Source organism: Marinomonas fungiae, from assembly GCF_001418205.1.
GTDB classification, from domain to species: Bacteria; Pseudomonadota; Gammaproteobacteria; order Pseudomonadales; family Marinomonadaceae; genus Marinomonas; species Marinomonas fungiae.
The window spans coordinates 80,236-101,416 of record NZ_LIQF01000013.1; the positions used below are offsets into that span (position 1 = coordinate 80,236).

General features: G+C 45.7%; 20 protein-coding genes and 2 tRNA genes. 19 read left to right on the plus strand and 3 right to left on the minus strand.

Features of this window, described 5'->3' with window-relative positions; genetic code table 11:
* Positions 1-34: 34 nt before the first annotated feature.
* The 6 genes from ftsA to mutT all read left to right on the plus strand — a co-directional run bounded on the left by ftsA (position 35) and on the right by mutT (position 8,073).
* The gene (gene ftsA / locus ASC49_RS16125; protein ID WP_055464276.1) at positions 35-1,309 is read left to right on the plus strand and encodes a cell division protein FtsA; all 1,275 of its coding nucleotides are present in this window, start codon (positions 35-37) and stop codon (positions 1,307-1,309) included.
* Between the two features lie 43 nt (positions 1,310-1,352).
* The gene (ftsZ, locus tag ASC49_RS16130) at positions 1,353-2,594 is read left to right on the plus strand and encodes a cell division protein FtsZ (protein WP_055464298.1); all 1,242 of its coding nucleotides are present in this window, start codon (positions 1,353-1,355) and stop codon (positions 2,592-2,594) included.
* Positions 2,595-2,705: 111 nt separating this feature from the next.
* Positions 2,706-3,620, plus strand: coding sequence for a UDP-3-O-acyl-N-acetylglucosamine deacetylase (gene lpxC / locus ASC49_RS16135; protein WP_055464277.1), 915 nt, complete (start codon positions 2,706-2,708; stop codon positions 3,618-3,620).
* 131 nt (positions 3,621-3,751) lie between these two features.
* Positions 3,752-6,442, plus strand: coding sequence for a preprotein translocase subunit SecA (gene secA / locus ASC49_RS16140; protein WP_055464278.1), 2,691 nt, complete (start codon positions 3,752-3,754; stop codon positions 6,440-6,442).
* A gap of 27 nt (positions 6,443-6,469) precedes the next feature.
* Positions 6,470-7,690, plus strand: coding sequence for a bifunctional glutamate N-acetyltransferase/amino-acid acetyltransferase ArgJ (argJ, locus tag ASC49_RS16145; protein ID WP_055464279.1), 1,221 nt, complete (start codon positions 6,470-6,472; stop codon positions 7,688-7,690).
* A complete protein-coding gene (gene mutT, locus ASC49_RS16150; RefSeq protein ID WP_055464280.1) occupies positions 7,690-8,073 on the plus strand; it encodes an 8-oxo-dGTP diphosphatase MutT in 384 nt (127 codons plus the stop codon). The genes argJ and mutT overlap by 1 nt, the downstream gene beginning before the upstream one ends.
* A 48-nt stretch (positions 8,074-8,121) precedes the next feature.
* Here mutT and ASC49_RS16155 read toward each other — a convergent pair whose 3' ends face one another.
* Positions 8,122-8,919 carry a response regulator transcription factor gene (locus ASC49_RS16155; protein WP_055464281.1) on the minus strand — a complete coding sequence of 266 codons (798 nt, stop codon included), beginning with the start codon at positions 8,917-8,919 and terminating at the stop codon, positions 8,122-8,124.
* 93 nt (positions 8,920-9,012) lie between these two features.
* Here ASC49_RS16155 and ASC49_RS16160 point away from each other — a divergent pair, with 93 nt between their 5' ends.
* The 4 genes from ASC49_RS16160 (at position 9,013) to ASC49_RS16175 (ending at position 11,861) form a co-directional block, all read left to right on the plus strand.
* Positions 9,013-9,291 (plus strand): peptidylprolyl isomerase, encoded by a 279-nt coding sequence (locus ASC49_RS16160; RefSeq protein ID WP_055464282.1) that lies wholly within the window; start codon positions 9,013-9,015, stop codon positions 9,289-9,291.
* A gap of 15 nt (positions 9,292-9,306) precedes the next feature.
* Positions 9,307-9,732 carry a TIGR01244 family sulfur transferase gene (locus tag ASC49_RS16165; RefSeq protein ID WP_055464283.1) on the plus strand — a complete coding sequence of 142 codons (426 nt, stop codon included), beginning with the start codon at positions 9,307-9,309 and terminating at the stop codon, positions 9,730-9,732.
* A 130-nt stretch (positions 9,733-9,862) separates the two neighbouring features.
* Positions 9,863-10,474 (plus strand): helix-turn-helix domain-containing protein, encoded by a 612-nt coding sequence (locus tag ASC49_RS16170; RefSeq protein ID WP_055464299.1) that lies wholly within the window; start codon positions 9,863-9,865, stop codon positions 10,472-10,474.
* Between the two features lie 37 nt (positions 10,475-10,511).
* A complete protein-coding gene (locus tag ASC49_RS16175; RefSeq protein ID WP_055464284.1) occupies positions 10,512-11,861 on the plus strand; it encodes a class II 3-deoxy-7-phosphoheptulonate synthase in 1,350 nt (449 codons plus the stop codon).
* Positions 11,862-11,951: 90 nt separating this feature from the next.
* Here ASC49_RS16175 and ASC49_RS16180 read toward each other — a convergent pair whose 3' ends face one another.
* A complete protein-coding gene (locus ASC49_RS16180; protein WP_055464285.1) occupies positions 11,952-12,710 on the minus strand; it encodes a GIY-YIG nuclease family protein in 759 nt (252 codons plus the stop codon).
* A 96-nt stretch (positions 12,711-12,806) separates the two neighbouring features.
* Positions 12,807-13,433, minus strand: a complete 627-nt coding sequence (locus tag ASC49_RS16185; RefSeq protein ID WP_055464286.1) for an O-methyltransferase — start codon at positions 13,431-13,433, stop codon at positions 12,807-12,809.
* A gap of 245 nt (positions 13,434-13,678) precedes the next feature.
* Between ASC49_RS16185 and thrS the strand changes: the two genes are divergently transcribed.
* The 9 genes from thrS (at position 13,679) to ASC49_RS16230 (ending at position 21,181) form a co-directional block, all read left to right on the plus strand.
* Positions 13,679-15,595 (plus strand): threonine--tRNA ligase, encoded by a 1,917-nt coding sequence (gene thrS, locus ASC49_RS16190; RefSeq protein ID WP_055464287.1) that lies wholly within the window; start codon positions 13,679-13,681, stop codon positions 15,593-15,595.
* Between the two features lie 29 nt (positions 15,596-15,624).
* Positions 15,625-16,161 (plus strand): translation initiation factor IF-3, encoded by a 537-nt coding sequence (gene infC, locus ASC49_RS16195; RefSeq protein WP_055464288.1) that lies wholly within the window; start codon positions 15,625-15,627, stop codon positions 16,159-16,161.
* 73 nt (positions 16,162-16,234) lie between these two features.
* Entirely contained in the window at positions 16,235-16,429 is a 195-nt protein-coding gene (rpmI, locus tag ASC49_RS16200; RefSeq protein ID WP_055464289.1) for a 50S ribosomal protein L35, read from the plus strand.
* A 40-nt stretch (positions 16,430-16,469) separates the two neighbouring features.
* Positions 16,470-16,826, plus strand: coding sequence for a 50S ribosomal protein L20 (gene rplT, locus ASC49_RS16205; RefSeq protein WP_013661637.1), 357 nt, complete (start codon positions 16,470-16,472; stop codon positions 16,824-16,826).
* Positions 16,827-16,936: 110 nt separating this feature from the next.
* Positions 16,937-17,932, plus strand: coding sequence for a phenylalanine--tRNA ligase subunit alpha (pheS, locus tag ASC49_RS16210; RefSeq protein WP_055464290.1), 996 nt, complete (start codon positions 16,937-16,939; stop codon positions 17,930-17,932).
* Positions 17,933-17,947: 15 nt separating this feature from the next.
* Complete coding sequence (gene pheT, locus ASC49_RS16215) at positions 17,948-20,332, plus strand: phenylalanine--tRNA ligase subunit beta (RefSeq protein ID WP_055464291.1); 2,385 nt, start codon at positions 17,948-17,950, stop codon at positions 20,330-20,332.
* Between the two features lie 4 nt (positions 20,333-20,336).
* Positions 20,337-20,633 carry an integration host factor subunit alpha gene (locus ASC49_RS16220; protein ID WP_055464292.1) on the plus strand — a complete coding sequence of 99 codons (297 nt, stop codon included), beginning with the start codon at positions 20,337-20,339 and terminating at the stop codon, positions 20,631-20,633.
* 382 nt (positions 20,634-21,015) lie between these two features.
* Positions 21,016-21,092, plus strand: a tRNA-Pro gene (locus ASC49_RS16225).
* A 13-nt stretch (positions 21,093-21,105) separates the two neighbouring features.
* Positions 21,106-21,181 (plus strand) — tRNA-Thr (locus ASC49_RS16230).

The following is a 21,181-nucleotide window of genomic DNA, read 5'->3' on the forward strand; positions in this document are numbered from 1 at the left end:
GTAATGTGTTGGTTGTTGGATTGCTAGGATTTTTATGATTGTTGGATTAGACGTTGGCACTTCAAAAATTACCTGCGTAGTCGGGGAAAAAGGTGTTGATGGTGTAATGGAAGTCGTTGGTGTAGGCACTCATGCTGCAAAAGGCATGAAACGTGGTGTCGTCATCAATATCGAGTCCACCGTGCAATCTATCCAGCGAGCAGTTGAAGAAGCTGAGCTGATGGCAGGCTGTAATATTCATTCAGTTTACGTGAGTGTTGCAGGAAGTCATATTCGCAGCCAGAACTCACACGGTATTGTGGCCGTGAAAGATGGTGAAGTGCAGGTTGAAGACATTGAACGTGTAATTGATGCTGCACAGGCAGTACCAATTTCATCGGATCAACGTTTACTGCATGTTTTGCCGCAGGAGTTCAATATTGATTCCCAAGAGGGAATTCGTGACCCGCTTGGCATGTCAGGCGTGCGTTTGGAAGCGAATGTGCATCTGATCTCAGGCGCAGCGAACGCAGTGATGAACGTTGAGAAATGCATCCGTCGCTGCGGTCTTGAAGTCGACGGTGTGATTTTGTCGCAGCTTGCTTCAAGTCAAGTGTGTTTGAGTGAAGACGAAAAAGATTTGGGTGTTTGCTTGGTTGATATCGGTGCGGGAACATCTGACATTGCTGTCTGGCTGGACGGTGCTATGCATCACACAGCGGTAGTGCCAGTTGCCGGAGATCAAGTAACCAATGATATTTCAATGGCACTAAGAACGCCTACTCTCCACGCTGAGAACATTAAGATCAAGTATGCTTGTGCAATGTCTAGTTTGGCTTCGGCTGATCAACGCATCGAAGTGCCAAGTGTTGGGGACCGAAAACCAAGATCAATTTCTCGCCATGCGTTAGCTGAAGTTGTTGAAGCACGTTATGAAGAGATTTACAAGATGGTGCTGGATGAGTTAAATCGTAGCGGTTATGCCGAACGTATTCCTGCTGGTATCGTCATTACTGGTGGTACTTCCTTAATGGAAGGGGCGGAAGCCTTAGCTGAGCGTATTTTTGATATGCCAGTTCGAATAGCGCCTCCTCACCTCACTAACGGGGTGACTGAGATGGTGGATAACCCAAGCTTTTCGACCAGTGTTGGTTTGTTAGAATATGCCGGAGTAGGTGTGCCGGTGCCGGATGCTGTAGAGCCATCTGCGCAGGTAAAGACACCGAAGAAAAAGTTTCTGCCCGAAGTGGCGAGCGGTGAAGCCAAGCCTGCTTTCAGTCCAGCGAAGGCGTGGCACAAAGTAAAAGACTGGTTTCAGAGTTATATTTAGTCAGGAATGACAGCAGAATTATAGGAGCTTAAAGCCCATGTCCATGAACGTATTTGATTTAGCCGAAGAAAACTTATCAGACAATGCTGTCATCAAGGTAGTTGGTGTAGGTGGCGGCGGCGGTAACGCTGTTAAGCACATGCTTGAAAGCAACTTGGATGGTGTTGAATTCATCTGCGCGAATACAGATTCAAAAGCACTTATTGGTTTGGATTCAGGTATTACGCTGCAGTTAGGTACGACCGTCACTAAAGGTCTAGGTGCAGGGGCTAATCCTAGCATTGGCCGTGACTCTGCTCTTGAAGATCAAGAGAAAATTACCGAATTGCTGACTGGCGCCGATATGGTGTTCATTACAGCTGGCATGGGTGGTGGTACTGGTACAGGTGCTGCCCCAGTAATTGCTAAAGTTGCCCGTGAATTAGGTATCTTGACGGTTGCTGTTGTAACAAAGCCGTTTCCTTTTGAAGGGCGTCGTCGCGCGAAAGTTGCAGAAGAAGGTATTAAAGAGCTGCGTGATAACGTGGACTCTTTGATTACCGTACCGAACGAGCGTCTACTGCCAGTGCTAGGTAAGAATATCTCTTTGCTAAAAGCGTTTGGTGAAGCCAACAACGTATTGTTGAATGCGGTACAAGGTATTACCGACTTGATCATGCGCCCTGGCCTAATCAACGTCGACTTTGCTGACGTGCAAACGGTTATGAAAGAAATGGGTATGGCGATGATGGGGTCTGGCTCGGCAACGGGTGAAGATCGTGCGCGCGTTGCAGCAGAAGCAGCGATTCATAATCCACTGCTTGAAGATATTAACTTGAAAGGTGCTCGCGGCGTACTTGTAAACATCACGGCAAACGATGAGGTGGGTCTTTCTGAGTTTACTGAAGTCGGTAATATCATTGAGGAATATGCTTCCGAGGATGCGACTGTCGTGATTGGTTGTGCGATTGATCCGAGTGTTGGTGAAGAGATGCGTGTAACTGTGGTTGCGACCGGTCTAGAGGGAAGAGGCGGTGAAGCGCAGATGCAATCGGCTGTCGGTGCGACGGTTTCAGCAACTGCTTCTGTTTCAGCATCACCTGCTCCGGCTCCAGCGGTAGAATCTGTTCCGGTTAGCGTAGTGTCATCTCAGCCTGAAGCATCAAAGCCGGTGGTTGAGGCGACGATTAATAAACCAGAACCAAAACTAAGTGAATCCACTAGTACTGCTAGCTCGGCTCAGAGTGCAGATGACAAGCTATCATACTTGGATATTCCGGCATTCTTGCGTCGTCAAGCGGACTAAGAAAAAAGTTTGCGCAAAAAGTGCGCAGCTTTGGGGTTCTTAATTGTATAAAACGACACTTGTTGGTATTATTCCGGCAAATTTTAACTGTCATCATATTGTAGGAATATAATGGTACGTCAGCGCACGCTTAAAAACATTATTCGCGCTACTGGAGTGGGCTTACACTCTGGCGAGAAAGTTTATCTAACGCTTAAACCGGCGCCAGTGAATACTGGTATTGTGTTTGTGCGTACAGATCTTGAGCCACCTGTAGAAATTCTTGGCTCAGCTCAATCTGTTGGCGCTACCAATTTCGCAACGGCTCTACGTGATGGTGAGGTAACGGTTAGTACAGTTGAGCACTTATTATCAGCTATGGCTGGTTTGGGTGTTGATAACTGTTATGTTGAGTTAAGTTCAAGTGAAGTGCCATTAATGGATGGTAGTGCAAGTCCTTTTGTGTTCTTGCTTCAATCTGCTGGCATCGAAGAGCAAGAAGCTCCGAAGAAATTTATTCGTATTAAGAAGCTAATCCGTGTTGAGGATGGTGATAAGTACGCATCGCTTGAGCCGTTTAATGGTTTCCGTTTATCTTTCACAATCGACTTTCAGCATCCAGCGATCGATGAAGAAGTCCAGTTTACGTCGGTAGATTTTTCAACGACTACATTTGTCAAAGAAATTTCTCGCGCTCGTACATTTGGCTTTATGAAAGATATCGAATACTTTAAAAACAATAACCTAGCTCGTGGTGCAAACATGGAAAATGCTGTCGTTCTTGACGACTACCGTGTATTGAATGACGAAGGTTTGCGTTACCGTGATGAGCTTGTTCGTCATAAAGTATTGGATGCGATTGGTGATTTATACCTACTTGGTCACAGCGTAATTGGTGAATATAAAGCATTCAAATCGGGTCACGGTTTGAATAACAAACTTCTTCTTGAATTGTTGCAAAACCAAGATGCTTGGGAATATGTGACTTTTGAAGAGGATGAGGCATTGAATCCGATTTCGTTTACGGAATCGGCAGCGATTGCCTAGTTATTAAGCAAAATTTTAAAAAGCCAGACTTATGTCTGGCTTTTTTCGTTATAAGGGCTTGATAATTCATGTTTCGGAGCTATTTACCATGTTAGACTCTAAATTATTCTAATTCTAAGTTGTGTTGAAATATGTTCGGAACAGTCATTAAAAAAATTGTCGGTACTAAAAACGACCGAGAAGTGAAGCGTTATAAGAAAGTCGTCTCTCAGATCAACAAGTTAGAAGAGACCTTTAAAGGATTAACCGATGATGATTTGATGGCCAAGTCGAATGAATTTCGGGAGCGTCTGGCCAAGGGTGAGTCGCTTGACTCTCTTTTGCCAGAAGCTTTTGCAACGGTTCGTGAAGCCAGTAGTCGTGTCATGGGGATGCGTCATTTCGACGTGCAAATGATCGGCGGTATGGTGCTTCACGAAGGGCGTATTGCAGAAATGCGTACAGGTGAAGGTAAAACGCTCGTTGCAACTTTAGCTGTTTATCTTAATGCCTTGGCAGGTAAAGGTGTCCATGTTGTTACAGTGAACGATTATCTGGCTCGTCGAGATGCGAACTGGATGCGTCCGCTGTATGAATTTTTGGATATGAGCGTTGGCGTGGTACATGCGGGCCAAGAGCGTGAAGAAAAGCGTACTGCTTACCAATCCGATATCACTTACGGTACCAACAATGAGTTTGGTTTCGATTATTTACGTGACAACATGGTTTTCCGTATGGAAGACCGTATGCAGCGCGAGTTAGCGTTTGCTGTTGTCGACGAAGTGGACTCGATCCTAATTGATGAGGCGCGTACGCCTCTGATAATTTCTGGTGCGGTAGAAGATAGCTCAGAACAATATCGTAAAATCAATACGCTAGCGCCTTTGCTAATCAAGCAAGAAGAAGAGGGCGAAGAAGTTGGCCATTACACCTTTGACGAGTCTCAGCGTAATGTTGAGCTAACCGAAGACGGTCACCAATTTGTTGAAGCGTGGTTGGTTGAGCAGGGTCTACTAGAAGAAGGTGATAGCCTTTACGCTGCCAGCAATTTACAGCTTTTACACCATGTTTATGCTTGTATGCGTGCCCATGTGGTGTTCAAGAAAAATATCGACTATGTGGTTCAAGATGGTCAAGTGGTCATCGTCGATGAGCATACAGGTCGTACTATGCCAGGCCGCCGCTGGTCCGAAGGTATTCACCAAGCAGTGGAAGCCAAAGAAGGTGTCAAAATTCAGGCAGAAAGCCAAACCTTAGCTTCGACTACCTTCCAAAATTACTTCCGTTTGTATGAAAAGTTGTCCGGTATGACGGGTACTGCGGATACCGAAGCATTCGAATTCCAGCAAATTTATGCTTTGACCGTTATCGTTATTCCTACCAATAACCCTGTGCAGCGAAAAGATTTCAATGACTTAATCTTCATGAGCACTGAAGAGAAGTTTGAAGCAATTGTAAAAGATATTGAAGAAACGGTACAAAGTGGTCGCCCAGTATTGGTGGGTACAGCATCTATTGAATATTCTGAATTGCTATCTAGTTTCCTTGATAAAAAAGGTGTTAAACACAATGTACTAAACGCCAAGCAGCACGAACGTGAAGCCGATATCGTTGCGGAAGCGGGTCGTCCTGGCGCAGTGACCATTGCTACCAATATGGCAGGTCGAGGTACTGATATTGTGTTAGGTGGTAACCTGCAAGTTGAATTATCACAGCTTCCTGAGGATGCCACTGAAGCACAAAAAGACGCCTTGAAAGCGGATTGGAAAGCTCGTCATGAAGCGGTACTTGCTGCTGGTGGTCTACATATAATTGGTACAGAGCGCCACGAGTCTCGTCGTATCGATAACCAGTTGCGTGGTCGTGCAGGTCGACAAGGTGATGTGGGCTCTTCGCGTTTCTATTTGTCCCTTGAAGATAACCTAATGCGTATCTTTATGTCTGATCGCATCAAGAAGATGATGCAGGCTTTAGGGATGGAGAAAGGCGAAGCCATTGAGCATAAAATGGTCTCAAATGCCATTGAGAAAGCGCAGCGTAAGGTCGAAGGTCGTAACTTCGATATCCGTAAACAATTGCTCGAATACGATGATGTTGCAAACGATCAGCGTCAGGTGATTTACCGTCAGCGTTACGACATGATGGTGTCAAATGACTTGTCTGGCGCTATTGAGTCGATGCGTGAGGAGGTAGTTTCCAATCTCATTGATGAGTATATCCCCCCACAAAGCATCATTGATCAATGGGACCTTGAGGGGTTAGAAGAACGTATTCGCAATGAATTTGGTCTTGAACTTGCGATTCAACAATGGGTGGCAGAGGATAAAAAACTCTACGAAGAGCCATTGCGTGAGAAAATCTTGCAAGCCTTCATTGATGATTATGCGGCGAAAGAAGCTATTGCTGGGCCTGAGGGGCTGCGAAATTTCGAGAAACAGGTGCTTCTGCAGGTGCTGGACACGCTTTGGAAAGAGCATTTGCAAACGATGGATATGTTGCGACAAGGTATTCACTTGCGCGGTTATGCCCAGAAAAACCCAAAACAGGAATACAAGCGTGAAGCGTTTGAGTTATTCCAAAATCTTCTGGATCAAATTAAATTTGATGTGATTCAGATCGTTACACGCGTGAAAGTGCAATCTGCTGACGAAGCAGAAAAGATTGAAGCAGCACGTCGTGAGCAAGAGGCTAAAACAACCATGACCACCAATGTATCTGACGCTGGTGATGCTCAGACTAGCGGTGCAGCGTCTGCTGGTGATATGCCGCGTGTTGGTCGAAATGAGCCTTGTCCATGTGGTTCTGGTAAGAAATACAAACAGTGTCACGGTAGTTTAGTTTAGTCATTTAGTTTAAAGCGAGAGGCCAATATGGCAGTTGGATTAGGTTCTTTTCCTGTAATTCCTTCAATTTCTGGTGTGCGTTTTGCGGCCATGGAAGCAGGTGTTAAAAAAGCAAACAAAAAAGACGTGGTTGTCTTTGAGTTGGCAGAAGGTTCTGCGGTTGCAGGTGTCTTCACGCAAAACCAGTTTTGCGCAGCGCCTGTTCGAGTTTGTCGAGAGCATCTTGCAAAAGCTAAACCGCGCTATCTTGTGATCAATACCGGAAATGCCAATGCGGGTACGGGTAAATCTGGTATGCAGAATGCCCTGCTCACTTGTGAAACCCTGGCGAACCTTACCGGTGTGGCATTAGAGCAAATTCTGCCATTCTCTACTGGTGTTATTGGTGAGCCGCTGCCCGTTGCAAAAATCACTAAAGTATTGCCAGATGCATTGGCTTCTTTGACCTCTGAGGGGTGGGAGAATGTAGGTCGCGGCATCATGACGACAGATACCTTGCCTAAAGGTTCCTACCGTCAGGTAGAGTTGTCGGGTGTGACAGTCACGATTGGTGGTATCTCGAAAGGTGCGGGCATGATTCGTCCAAACATGGCGACTATGTTGGGCTATATTTTTACTGATGCTGCTGTAGATCAGCTTGCTTTGCAGGCGCTATTGAAAGATACGACCGACCAAAGTTTTAACCGAATTACCATTGATAGTGATACGTCGACTAACGACTCTTGCATCGCTGTTGCGACGGCGCAAGCGGCTAATCCTGTAATTACTGACTTTACACAAGGTGACGGTGCAGTGTTTGCCGCAGCTTTCCTTGAGGTAATGCAAGAACTAGCGCATGCCATTGTTCGCGATGGTGAGGGAGCAACTAAGTTTGTTACCGTTGAAGTGAAGGGGGCAAAAATCAAATCAGATGCGACTAAAACAGCATTTGAGATTGCTCACTCGCCGCTGGTAAAAACTGCGCTATTTGCTTCTGACCCAAACTGGGGGCGCATCCTTGCTGTAGTGGGTCGTGCTGGCGTTGAGAATCTAAATGTAGATACGGTTTCTCTTTCGATTAATGGTTGTGAAATCGCTCGTGAAGGTGGTCGCTCACCAGATTACAACGAGGAAGCAGGCCAAGAAGCTATGAATCCTGCAGAGATCCATATTGTTGTGGACCTTGGGGCTGGGGAAGAGTCGGATATCGTTTGGACAACGGACTTCTCGCATGAATACGTGACCATCAATGCTGAGTACCGCACCTAATGGTTATTCGTGTTGCTGCGGGTATTATTATGCGCGATGAGCAAGTGTTTATCGCGCTTCGCTCGCAAGATAAGCATCAAGGCGGTTGTTGGGAGTTTCCTGGCGGCAAGGTTGAGCTTGATGAGGAACCGCGTGCGGCGTTAGTGCGTGAGCTCGAAGAAGAGTGTGGTATTCAGGTCAACGTGTCCTCGCCATTTCAATTGATTCGTCATGATTATTCGGATAAGTCAGTAGAGTTGCACTTTTTTAAAGTAACTGATTTTGATGGCGAGCCTCATGGTAAAGAGGGTCAAGAAGTCGCTTGGGTATCGTTGAAAGACCTTACCAGTTATACGTTCCCTGAGGCTAATGTGCCAATCGTGAAGGCGCTGCTTGCTGCTTAACGTTACAGAAGATTTATGCGAGATAAAAACGGCCTTATAGCCGTTTTTTTAATCCAAAATCTTATGTAGTAATACGCGAAGTGTTTCCGGTTCAAAAACCTTATCACAAATGGCATCAACGCCTTCTTGCGTGATGTTGGCCAGCTGAGGTTGGTCAGCGTTCGAGGCAACCATCAATATAGGTATATGAGATAGATGTTCAGTCATGCGAATAGTGTGAGTGAACTCGATCCCATCCATTTCAGGCATATTGTAATCAGTGATGACTAGGTCATAGCTTTCATCGCTCATTAGGGTGATCGCGTCAGCACCATTAGCTGCTAAGTCGATGTTTACAATCCCCATGCTCTCCAGTACCCGTCTAATGTGTTTTTGGGCTAGGCGGCTATCATCGACAATCAAAACCTGCATTTCATGTGGGTCAATCAGCTCTAAATCGATTTCCTGTTCCATGCTTAAGTCGAGTGTTGCATTAATGGCCCTTTGTAGGTCTTTATGGGCAAAGGGTTTTGGGAGGATTGCGATGACGCCTGCTTGACGCAGTGTTTCTAGCATCTCACGATTTCGCTCGCTGGAAACGAGCATAAAGTTGATGTGCTCAGTTTCAGGATGCTTCTTTATTAAAGTGATGAGCGTTTCCGCTGTGCCATCAGGTAAGTACATTGAAGAGATGACCAAATCTGGCTCATTTTCTTTAATGGCGTAAATAGCAGATTTAATGGAGTCGGCAAATGCTAAATGGCGGATTCCAGTTTCTTCAAGTGCTCTTTGAATGATCTTTTGTTGAGTGGAAGACGGCTCTACTAGCAGAATCGACAGCTCTTCCGAAGATGGCATTAGTCCCATACTACCCTCTGTTGCTAAACAAGTTATACTAACCGAATGTAACACAGCTATTTCTGTGTGTATTTACAATTGGTCAATAAAAGAGGTTTTTAAATGGCGACAGCAAGTGCCTGCCATATCTTGGTAAAAACCAAGCAAGAAGCAGAACAGTTAAAGTTGAAGTTGGATAATGGTGCCGACTTTTATCAACTGGCTAAGAAATTTTCCACTTGTCCATCTGGTAAGAAGGGTGGTGACTTAGGGGAATTTCGTAAAGGTGATATGGTTGCACCCTTTGATAAGGCGGTCTTTGGTGGCCCTTTATTGAAGGTTCAAGGCCCAATTAAAACCAAGTTTGGTTTCCATCTAATCAAAGTGCTATACCGTTCTTAATAAGGAAGTCGCAGTATGAACATTACTGAATTGTCGTCTCACTACTTTGTTTCACCGCAAATTGAGCTTTCCGATATTAATGCTCTGAAAGAGCAAGGTTTTGCTGTAATTGTCAACAATCGACCTGACGGTGAGTCGGAGGATCAGCCAAGCAGCGCTGAGGTTCAGGCTGCGGTGGAGCAGGCGGGCCTGCGATATGTTTGCAATCCGGTTGATCTGCAAAATCTTTCTCATAAGGAAGTCTTAGTTCAAAATGAATTAATAGAAACCGGTGATAAAGTATTTGCTTACTGTCGTACTGGTACGCGCTCATCGGTTTTATGGGTGCTGGCTAATCAAAAAGACGAAGCTTCATTTGTGACGTTAGTGGCTGATGTAATGCGAAAAGGGTTCGATTTAGGGCGTTGTTTGCCTGCAATGGAACGTTTGAAAAAAGCGTAATCCCCTTTTTTCTCAAAAAGCCCGCAAAGCGGGCTTTTTTGTGGCAATTAGTAATAAGTTGGTCGATTATCATATAGGTCAACCGAGTTTATTTTAGTAAACTTGTGGAGCGTAAAGGAGAAAAATGCAGATGGTAAGTCGACCCTCGTTAGAAACTGCTACCGCTTCAGACCCAGATCGTTTCGTCGAGCCCTTAGAGCTTGGTAAGCGTGTAAAAGAAATTCGCCTAACAAAAGGCTGGACCTTAGAGGAAGTAAGCAAGCGAACAGGTATTGCTCGATCAACCTTGTCTAAAATTGAAAATGATCAAGTGTCGCCCAGTTTTGCTATTGTGCAGAAGTTGATTGGTGGTCTAGGTATGGATTTGCCGCAGTTGTTTGTGGAAACGCAGGAGCATTCGATTGCTGGTCGGCGCGATATTACACGCTCTGGTCACGGTGAGTCTCATCCAACCGCCACCTACGAGCATGAGCTTCTCAATTACTCGATTAGTCGCAAAAAAATGGTGCCGTTTAAGACGATTGTGCGTGCGCGTAGTTTTTCTGAATTCAAGGAGTGGGTGCGCCACGATGGTGAAGAATTTCTCTTGGTTCTATCCGGCTGCGTGATATTTTATTCCGAGTTTTACGAGCCGGTAGAGCTAAATGAGGGTGATAGTGTGTATTATGATGCAGCGATGGGTCATATCGTAGTGTCTAATTCTCCTGAAGACGCGCAAATTTTGTGGGTAGTGGCCCGCTAATAACAGTGGAAGAACAGTAAATTATTATAGGGGTGTTATGCCTAATTCATGGGACGTAGAGAGCTGGCGTCATAAAACGGCTTTACAGCAACCAGAATACCCAGATGCGAAAGCGCTTGCTGGTGTTGAACATACCTTGTCTAGCATGCCACCTTTGGTGTTTGCTGGTGAGGCGCGTCAATTACGCACCGACTTGGCTGAGGTTGCAAAAGGTAACGCATTTCTCTTGCAGGGTGGTGATTGTGCTGAAAGCTTTGCTGAGTTTTCTGCTAATAATATCCGTGACACCTTTAAAGTATTGCTGCAAATGGCAGTGGTGATGACCTACGCGGGCAAGTGTCCCGTTGTGAAAGTGGGTCGTATGGCAGGGCAGTTTGCTAAGCCTCGTTCCGCTGGTACTGAGATAGTGGATGGCATTGAATTGCCGAGTTATCGCGGCGACATTATTAATGGTATCGAGTTCAATGAAGGTGCGCGTATACCGGATCCTGAGCGTTTGGTGAAGGTGTATAACCAAAGTGCGGCGACAATGAATTTATTGCGCGCTTTTTCTCAAGGTGGTTTTGCCGATCTTCATCAGGTGCATCAATGGAACCTGGATTTTATCAGTGCGAGTCCCGCTGGTGAGCGTTACCAATCGATTGCCAACAAGATTGATGATGCATTGCAGTTTATGGAAGCGTGTGGCATTGGTGCAGGCACTTCTCAGTTGCGTGAAACGTCATTTTACACCTCCCATGAAGCCTTGCTGTTGCCTTACGAACAGGCGCTAACACGTCAGGATAGCTTGACTGGAAAATGGTATGACTGCTCTGCGCACATGTTATGGATCGGTGATCGCACTCGTCAAATCGACGGTGCTCATGTGGAGTTTTTACGCGGTGTGCATAACCCGATTGGCGTAAAAGCGGGGCCATCTATGGACCCAGAAGACCTGCTGCGTTTGTGTGATATTTTAAACCCGAATAACGAAGAAGGGCGTTTAAATATCATTGTTCGTATGGGTGCAGATAAAGTGGCGGATGGCATGCCAAACCTTATTCGTGCGATTGAGCGCGAAGGCAAGAAAGTGGTTTGGAGTAGTGATCCGATGCATGGTAATACGGTGAAAGCGAGTACGGGATATAAAACTCGTAAAGTGGATGATGTGTTACGTGAAGTTCAGCAATTCTTCGAAGTGCATAAAGCCGAAGGGACTTACCCGGGTGGTGTGCACTTTGAGATGACGGGGCAAAACGTCACGGAATGTGTGGGCGGTGCCTTCCAAGTCACAGAAGCAGATCTTGCAGATCGTTACCATACGCATTGTGATCCGCGTCTAAATGCAGATCAGTCGTTAGAATTGGCATTTATGATTGCCGAAACTTTGAAAAAAGCTCGGGCGTAATTTACGTTTCAAGTTTTTCTTGATGGATAGTAAAAAGCCCCTTGGTGTTGATACACCAAGGGGCTTTTTTTTAAGCGTTTGAGGCTTGAGTTAGCCTTTGCGGCGGCGAAATGCAGAGGTTGCAGATTTAGCAGTAACATCTAGTTTGGCCATGATCAAGGCCATTTCGTCTGCTTGCTCAGCTTGTTTTTTGCGAAGCTCTTCTGCGCGTTCCGCCTTGGCTTGTTTCTCGGCTTCGCGAAGCATTTTCTGAATGCTGCTTGAGCTACGAGTTGTTGCCGTTTTGGTGGCGGGTGCCGTAGTGCGCTTTATCGTTGACGGCTTAGTTGGGTCTTCGACCTCAATTGATGCTGGTGTATCAAGGCGATCTTCACCAATTAGCTCACCGAAAAAGGAGGCAGCCGTTGGTTTAGGTGCATCTTTTGGTAGTGCTACTTTAGGCATTTCGGCAGCTTTCTTGGCTGACGCTGCAGCCTTGCGAGCCGACGGCTTTTTCACAGGCTCTGCAGTGGAGTTGCCATTAGTGTCAAACATAGCTTTTTTGCCAAAATCAAAAGATTTTACTTTTGCAGTTGTTTGACCAATTTTGTAGCCGCGAAGACTGTCTGCGTTGTAGATTGCAATGTAGTCTTGCTCTAGTTCGTAAAGCTCTTCTTTGTCGCTTGTCTCGAACAATTCTTCTACTGTGAATGCGTCAACGCCGTGAGTGCGAATCTCTTCATACAGTGGGTAATCTAGGTCTTCGTTTGCTGCTTCGACATATTGTTCAAAGCGCTGAAAACCACTGTTAAAAGAGGTCCCGACGTAGTGCTTTCCAGTGACATTATTGATGATTTTGAAAACAACCAAAATTCCTGCCTCTTGAATTCTTACAGTCAAATGCAAAGCATAGCCAACCTCGCCTATACAGAGACGATGTCTGGTGCTTGCAAAAATTAATGAGTTTTAAAGTTTGAAAACGAGATTTAATCCGTCTCGTACGTGGAGGTGAACATTCTCCACTCTCGGATCTTGAGCGATACGCTGGTTCATTGCATCCACTGCTATATCGCTGTTCTCTTCGGGAGAGAGTACTCGTCCTTGCCAAATAGAGTTGTCTATTATGATTAAGCCGCCGCTGCGAACCAGTGGTACTACTGCTTCATAATAGTTGAGATAGTTGCGTTTATCGGCATCGATAAAAACAAAATCAAGTGGCTCCTTTATTGTTTGGATGGTATCCAAAGCGGGGCCAAAAATGGGGGTGATCTTGCTCCCGAACGGGCTGCGATCAAAGAATTTCTGTGCAAACTCAATTGCACGAGGGTTGGTTTCACAGCAAATTAATTTGCCGTCTTCAGGCATGCCTTCTGCAATAGATAATGCAGAATAGCCTGTAAACATACCGATCTCTAAAGCGTTCTTAGGTTGATGGATTTTGGCTAACAACTTTAGTGTGCGACCAATTGTGCGACCCGATAACTTGTTCGGGTAGCCCATGTCGGAGTAAGTCTTATCGACTAGTTCCAACAAAAGGTCTGGCTCTGGTTGAGTAGTCTCAACGCAGTAGTTGTCAATTGCTTCGTGATCCATAAGGCCTAAATTTCTTGGAAGGGTTGTTGTGAAACGAGCGCCATTTTACCTTCTTGAGGGGGAAAGTCCATGGCTGAAAAGCACAAAAAAAGGTTGATTTTTGTATCGCATGATGCGTGTTTTGTTGCAACTATGAATATCTGCATCTAAGGTCGCAAAATGCTCTAATAAGTGTTAGGTTATAGCGCTTAAATTTCCATGTGCTCTTTCGTATGGAGCACCACTGACTCCGATAGGGGAAACAAATGCCAGTAATTACTTTACCAGATGGAAGCCAGCGTACTTTTGCTGAGCCCGTTACATTAATGCAAGTGGCTGAGGACATTGGTCCCGGTCTAGCCAAAGCTACCGTTGCAGGTAAAATCAACGGTCGTTTAGTCGATGCCTGCGAAGTTATCAGTGAAGATTCCGATGTGAGCTTGGTAACGGGACGAGATGAAGAAGGTCTTGAGATCATTCGTCACTCATTTGCCCACCTGGTAGGTCATGCCGTAAAACAGCTGTTCCCTACAGCTAAAATGGCTATCGGCCCAGTTATTGATGAAGGCTTTTACTACGATATTGCTTACGAACGTCCATTTACGCCGGAAGATATGGCGGCGATCGAAGCACGTATTGGTGAGCTGATTAAAAAAGATTACGACGTTATCAAAAAGATGACGCCGATTGATCAAGCACGTGCTCAATTCCTTGAGCGTGGTGAAAGCTACAAAGTGCAATTGATCGATGATATGGACGAGTCTGTAAAAGAAGTAGGCTTGTACCACCATGAAGAATACATGGACATGTGTCGTGGTCCTCACGTGCCAAACACTCGCGTACTACGTCACTTTAAATTGATGAAATTGGCTGGTGCATACTGGCGCGGTGATTCAAGTAATGAACAGCTTCAGCGTATTTACGGTACAGCTTGGTCAGACAAGAAAGATCTAAAAGCTTACCTCACACGTATTGAAGAAGCTGAAAAACGAGATCACCGTAAACTAGGCAAAAAACTAGATTTATTCCACGTTCAAGAAGAAGCGCCTGGCATGGTGTTTTGGCACCCTAAAGGCTGGAAGCTGTATCAGACAGTTGAGCAGTACATGCGCCAGAAGCAACTTGAAAACGGATACCAAGAGGTGAAAACACCTCAAATCGTAGACCGTGTATTGTGGGAAAAATCTGGTCACTGGGGTAAGTATCATGAAAACATGTTTACTACTCATTCAGAAAACCGCGACTACGCTGTAAAACCGATGAACTGTCCTTGTCACATTCAAGTGTACAACCAAGGGCTGAAGAGTTACCGCGACTTGCCATTCCGTATGGCTGAGTTTGGTTCTTGTCACCGTAATGAGCCTTCTGGTGCATTGCACGGTATTATGCGTGTGCGTAACTTCGTACAGGACGATGGTCATATCTTCGTTACTGAAGATCAGATTCAGTCAGAAGTGTCGGCTTTTATCGACTTATTGCATGAAGTGTATGCGGATTTGGGTTTCGATCAGATCATTTACCGTTTATCTACTCGTCCAGAGCAGCGTGTAGGGGCGGATGAAGTTTGGGATAAAGCTGAGAAAGCCCTGTCTGATGCATTAGATAATGCTAAATTGGATTGGGAAGAGCTCCCAGGTGAAGGTGCTTTCTATGGCCCTAAAATAGAGTTTTCTTTGAAAGATGCCATTGGCCGTGTATGGCAATGTGGTACTATTCAGGTAGACTTCTCTATGCCAACGCGTTTGGGTGCGCAATACGTATCAGAAGACGGTTCACGTCAAACACCTGTTATGTTACACCGCGCGATCGTAGGTTCCCTAGAGCGTTTCCTTGGTATTTTGATCGAAGAAACGGAAGGTGCATTCCCTGTTTGGCTAGCGCCAGAGCAGGTTGTGGTGATGAATATCACTGATCGCCAGGCCGAATATTGTGCGAATTTAGAGAAAACTCTAAATTCTAAGGGCTTCCGTGCAAAACTTGACTTGAGAAACGAGAAGATCGGGTTTAAAATCCGCGAGCATACTCTGCAACGAGTACCATATTTGATCGTTGTCGGTGATAAAGAAGTCGAAAACCAGCAAGTTGCTGTACGTACTCGTACCGGTGATGATCTTGGTGTGATGAGTATTCCAGAATTTGAGGAATTGCTTCAAAATGAAATCTCACGCCGTAGTCGTAAATAACAAATGGAGATAGAGCTATAAAAGGTAATATGAATCGTGGACGTACAACTGCTAGTAAGCAGCGTCCTCTAATCAACGAAAACATTCGAGCTACCGAAGTGCGCCTAATCGGTGCTGAAGGTGATCAAATTGGTGTTGTTTCGATTGAAGAAGCACTGGCCGCTGCAGAAGAAGCAGGTCTAGATCTAGTGCAGATTGCTGATTCAGATCCGATTGTTTGCAAAATCATGGACTACGGTAAGCATATCTTTGAGCAGAAGAAAGCTAAGGCTGCTCAGAAGAAGAATGCGAAGCAAATCCAAATAAAAGAAATGAAATTCCGTCCAGGGACGGAGGAAGGGGATTATCAGGTAAAACTCCGCAACCTGATACGTTTCCTTGAAGGAGGGGATAAGGCTAAGGTTTCTTTACGTTACCGCGGCCGTGAAATGGCCCATCAGGAGCTTGGCATGCAACTTATGAACCGAGTCGCTCAAGACTTGGAAGAGTATGGTGTAGTAGAGCAAGCTGCGAAAATGGAAGGTCGTCAATTGACTATGGTGCTGGCCCCTAAAAAGAAGAAGTAATAAAAGTGGCTAAGTCTTTGACTTAGCCCTTGTTATTACATTTAACATTAACGAATGCGAGAGTGGTTTTACCATGCCAAAAATTAAATCTAACAGTAGTGCTCTAAAGCGCTTCAAACGTACCGCTAACGGTTTTAAACATAAGCAGTCTTTCACTAGTCACATTTTGACTAAAAAGTCTACTAAGCGTAAGCGTCAACTTCGTTCAATGCAGCAAGTTAAATCTTGCGACAAGCCATTGATCGTTCGCATGCTTCCATACGCTTAATCGATATTTTCAGTCAACAACTAGTTAAAGGGTTTATATTATGCCTCGCGTAAAACGTGGTGTTCAGGCTCGTCGCCGTCACAAAAAGATTTTAAAGCAAGCTAAAGGTTACTACGGTGCTCGTAGCCGTGTATTTCGTGTAGCGAAACAAGCGGTTATCAAAGCTGGTCAATACGCTTACCGTGACCGTCGTCAGCGCAAACGTCAATTCCGTGCTCTATGGATTGCTCGTATCAACGCTGCGGCTCGTATCAACGGTCTATCTTACAGCCGCTTCATCGCTGGTCTTAAGAAAGCTTCTATTGAAATCGACCGTAAAGTATTGGCTGACTTGGCAGTTTACGAGAAAGAAGTTTTTGCTGCGATCGTTGAAAAAGCGAAAGCAAGCTTGGCTTAATTGAGACGTAGTGCCTAGAGTGAACATACATTTGATGTGTCGTCACTCAAGCAGTCTTTGATAGGGGAAGAGCCAACGCTCTTCCCCTATTTTATTTTTTGGAGTATGAAATGGAGAACCTAAAACAGATTCTTGCTGACGCCTTAGCTGCGGTAGCTGCATCTGATAACGAGGCCGGTCTAGATGAGGTGCGTGTTCAGTACCTTGGTAAGAAAGGTGCTCTAACGTCGCTTCTAAAGCAACTCGGTAACGTTGCGCCAGAAGACCGTCCTAAATTCGGTCAATTGGTAAACGAAGCAAAAGAGCAAGTTCAAGAGAAAATGACTGAGCGTAAGACTGCTTTAGCAGCGGCAGCATTGAACGCAAAACTTGCGAATGAAACGATCGATATTACTTTGTCTGGTAAAGGCCAAGAGATCGGTGGTTTGCACCCCGTTACACGTACTATGGAACGAATTGAAAACTTCTTCCGTGGTATCGGTTTTGACGTAGCATCGGGCCCTGAAATCGAAGACGATTACCATAACTTCGAGGCGCTTAACATTCCAGCGCATCACCCAGCGCGAGCTATGCAAGACACTTTTTACTTTAATCCGAATACGGTTCTGCGTACGCACACGTCTCCAGTGCAAGTTCGTACCATGGAAAACAACCAACCGCCAATTCGTATTATCTGTCCTGGTCGCGTATATCGTAGTGACTCTGACCAAACTCACACACCTATGTTCCACCAAGTGGAAGGTTTGTTGATCGACGAAAACATTTCTTTTGCGGATCTGAAGGGTATTTTGCAACAGTTCCTAAACGTATTCTTTGAGGATGACCTTAAAGTGCGTTTCCGTCCAAGTTACTTCCCATTCACTGAGCCATCGATTGAGGTGGATATCATGCGTACTAACAGCAAAGGCGAAGAGTCTTGGTTGGAAGTGTTAGGCTGTGGCATGGTGCACCCGAAAGTGTTGGAAATGTCTGGTATTGATCCAGAGAAATACACTGGTTTTGCCTTTGGTATGGGGGTCGAGCGTTTCGCTATGTTGCGTTATAAAGTAGACGACCTACGCATGTTCTTCGAAAACGATCTTCGTTTCCTAACGCAATTCAAGTAAGGACCAGGGCTAACTATGAAATTCAGTGAAAATTGGCTAAGAGAGTGGGTCAATCCAGCCGTAACAACGGATGAGCTTGTGGCTCAGGTGACGTTGGCTGGTCTAGAAGTGGATGATGTAGAGACGGCGGCTGGCGTATTTACTGGCGTAGTCGTAGGTGAAATTCTCACGGCAGAACCGCATCCAAATGCTGACAAACTACAAGTGTGTACCGTTTCTGACGGTACCGAGCAGTTTCAGGTTGTGTGTGGTGCGCCGAACGCGCGTCCGGGTATTAAGATTCCATTTGCTAAAATCGGCGCAGTTCTTGGCGGTGATTTCAAAATTAAGAAAGCGAAGCTACGTCAAGTAGAGTCGTTTGGTATGTTGTGTTCAGCGTCTGAGCTAGAAATCAGCGATGAGAACGATGGCATTCTTGAGTTGGCTGCGGATGCGCCAGTGGGTGCGGATATCCGTGAGTACCTAAACTTAAATGACAGTATTATTGACGTTGATCTAACGCCAAACCGTGCTGACTGTTTAAGTATTGCTGGTCTTGCTCGTGAAGTGGGTGTGATCAACAAGGTTGACGTGACGCCTGTTGCCATCGAAACGCAAGCGGTAAGTATTGACGATAGCTTCCCAATTCGCGTTGACGCGACAGAAGGCTGTCCACGCTACCTTGGTCGTGTGATTAGGGGTGTGAACGTGAAAGCGGAGTCACCGCTTTGGATGGTTGAGAAGCTACGTCGTAGCGGTATCCGTTCGATCGATCCAATCGTTGATATCACCAACTACGTGATGATCGAGCTGGGTCAACCAATGCACGCATTTGACCTAAGCAATCTAACTGGTTCAATCGTTGTTCGTTTGGCAGAAGATGGCGAGAAAATCCTTCTATTAGACGGCCAAGAAGTAGCATTGCGTTCTGATACTATGGTCATTGCGGACGAGCAAAAAGCGCTAGCGATTGCCGGTGTGATGGGGGGTGAGCACTCTGGTGTGAACGACCAAACACAAACAATCTTTTTAGAAAGTGCTTTCTTCGCACCATTGGCGCTTGCAGGTAAAGCACGTTCATACGGCTTGCACACTGACTCTTCACACCGTTTTGAGCGTGGTGTAGACGCGACGCTTGCTGCTAAGGCAATGGAGCGTGCGACGCAACTGATCCTTGAAATTGCGGGTGGTGAAGCAGGCCCGGTAAATGAAGCTGTAACGGAAGCGAATTTACCAAAAGCGAACCAAGTGACACTGCGTCGTCAGAAACTTGATCAATATCTAGCAACGTCTTTAGATAAAGATTTAGTGACAGACATTCTGTCTCGTCTTGGTCTAGAAATGGTGGAAGTGACCGATGAGAAATGGGTAACGGTTGCACCGTCACACCGTTTTGATATTGAGATCGAAGCGGACTTGATCGAAGAAGTGGCTCGTATCTTCGGTTACGACAATCTACCTTCTTCAATGCCTACGGCTGCGGTGAACTTCACGCCGGCATCGGAAAGCAAAACGCCGATTCAATCATTGCGTGCAACGTTGGTGTCTCAAGGTTATCAAGAAGCCGTGACGTACAGTTTCATTGATCCTGTGCTAAGCAAGCAGTTCTTCCCAGCGATCGATCCCGTACCACTAGAAAACCCAATTTCTGGTGATATGGGTGTGATGCGACCAAGCTTGCTACCAGGCCTTGTAAAAGTTTACCTGCACAACCAAAACCGTCAGCAATCACGCGTACGTATCTTTGAGACGGGCAGCCGTTTCGTTGGCGATGTGAACAACCTAGATGAGCTTGATCAGAAGCACCAAGTGGCAGGTTTAATTGCCGGTTCTCGCTATCCAGAAGGTTGGTATCATAACAACGAAAAAGTAGACTTTTACGACCTTAAGGCGCACGTAGAAGCGTTGTTCGATTTGAATCAAGGCGCTAAGCCCGAGTTTGAGCGTGCTGATGAAACTTATTTGCATCCTGGTCGTTCTGCTTATGTATTAGTGAATGGTGAACGTGTAGGTGTCATCGGTGAGCTTCACCCACAATTAGCGAAGCAGCTTGGTACAAACCAAGCCGTTTATGTGTTTGAGGTCGATTTAAATACAGTGCTAGGTGCGAAGCTTCCTGAATATCAGCGCGTGTCCAAGTTTCCTGAGGTGCGTCGTGACCTTGCTTTGCTGGTCGATCGTACGACACCAGTAAATGAGCTTGAAAAGGTGATCGCGGAGAATGCTGGTGAAGCCTTCCAAAAAGTCGCAGTATTCGACGTTTATCAAGGCCAAGGCATTGATGAATCTAAAAAAAGTGTTGCTTTGGGCTTGACGTGGCAGCATCCTTCACACACTCTTAGTGATGAAGAAGTGAACAGTGCGGTGGAAGCAGTCACTGGTGCACTGGCTGAGAAACTCGGAGCAGTTATTCGGGGGTAATGATATGGCGTCCTTGACGAAAGCAGATATAGCGGAAAACTTAGTTGATTCTCTTGGTATGAGCAAGAAAGATGCGAAAGACCTTGTTGAGAGTTTTTTTGATACAGTCAGAGAAACTCTTGTGGAAAGAGAGCAGGTGAAGTTATCAGGTTTTGGTAACTTCGAAGTGCGCGAAAAAAGTCAGCGTCCAGGACGTAACCCGAAGACAGGGGAAGAAATCCCAATTACGGCGCGAACGGTTGTAACCTTTAAACCAGGACAAAAACTTAAGTCCAAAGTTGAGAGTTACATGGAAGAATAAGCGCTGAAACGCTCTAATAAAAACCGCTGGTGGCAACACCAGCGGTTTTTTTATATGCGTTGGAGCCGCTCAGTAAAAGTGCATTGACGGCATTTAAGAGAGAAAAGGGTGCTTTCCCGAGGCGCCAAATTGGCGACGTGAGGCAGTGGAAGTTTATCTGCAGTGAAATGCTCCGATGCTTTTGGGTGCTTCTGAAAGCCTTGTGAACTCTAGGATTGCAGGATGATGATCAATTTTTGTATATATATAAAGTAGTTAGCGGTTTATTGGTGACAGTGCTTTTTTTTGATTTAATGTAAAAAAATCAGAAAAAAGCCTTCCCTTTTCGATTCGTTATAGTAATATACGCACCCGCTGACAGGGGCAGCGCCCAAGTTAGTAACGGGGCGTAGCGCAGCCTGGTAGCGCACTAGCATGGGGTGCTAGTGGTCGCAGGTTCAAATCCTGCCGTCCCGACCAGACAATTTGATATGCCGCTATAGCTCAGTTGGTAGAGCACCTGACTTGTAATCAGGGGGTCCCGAGTTCGACTCTTGGTGGCGGCACCA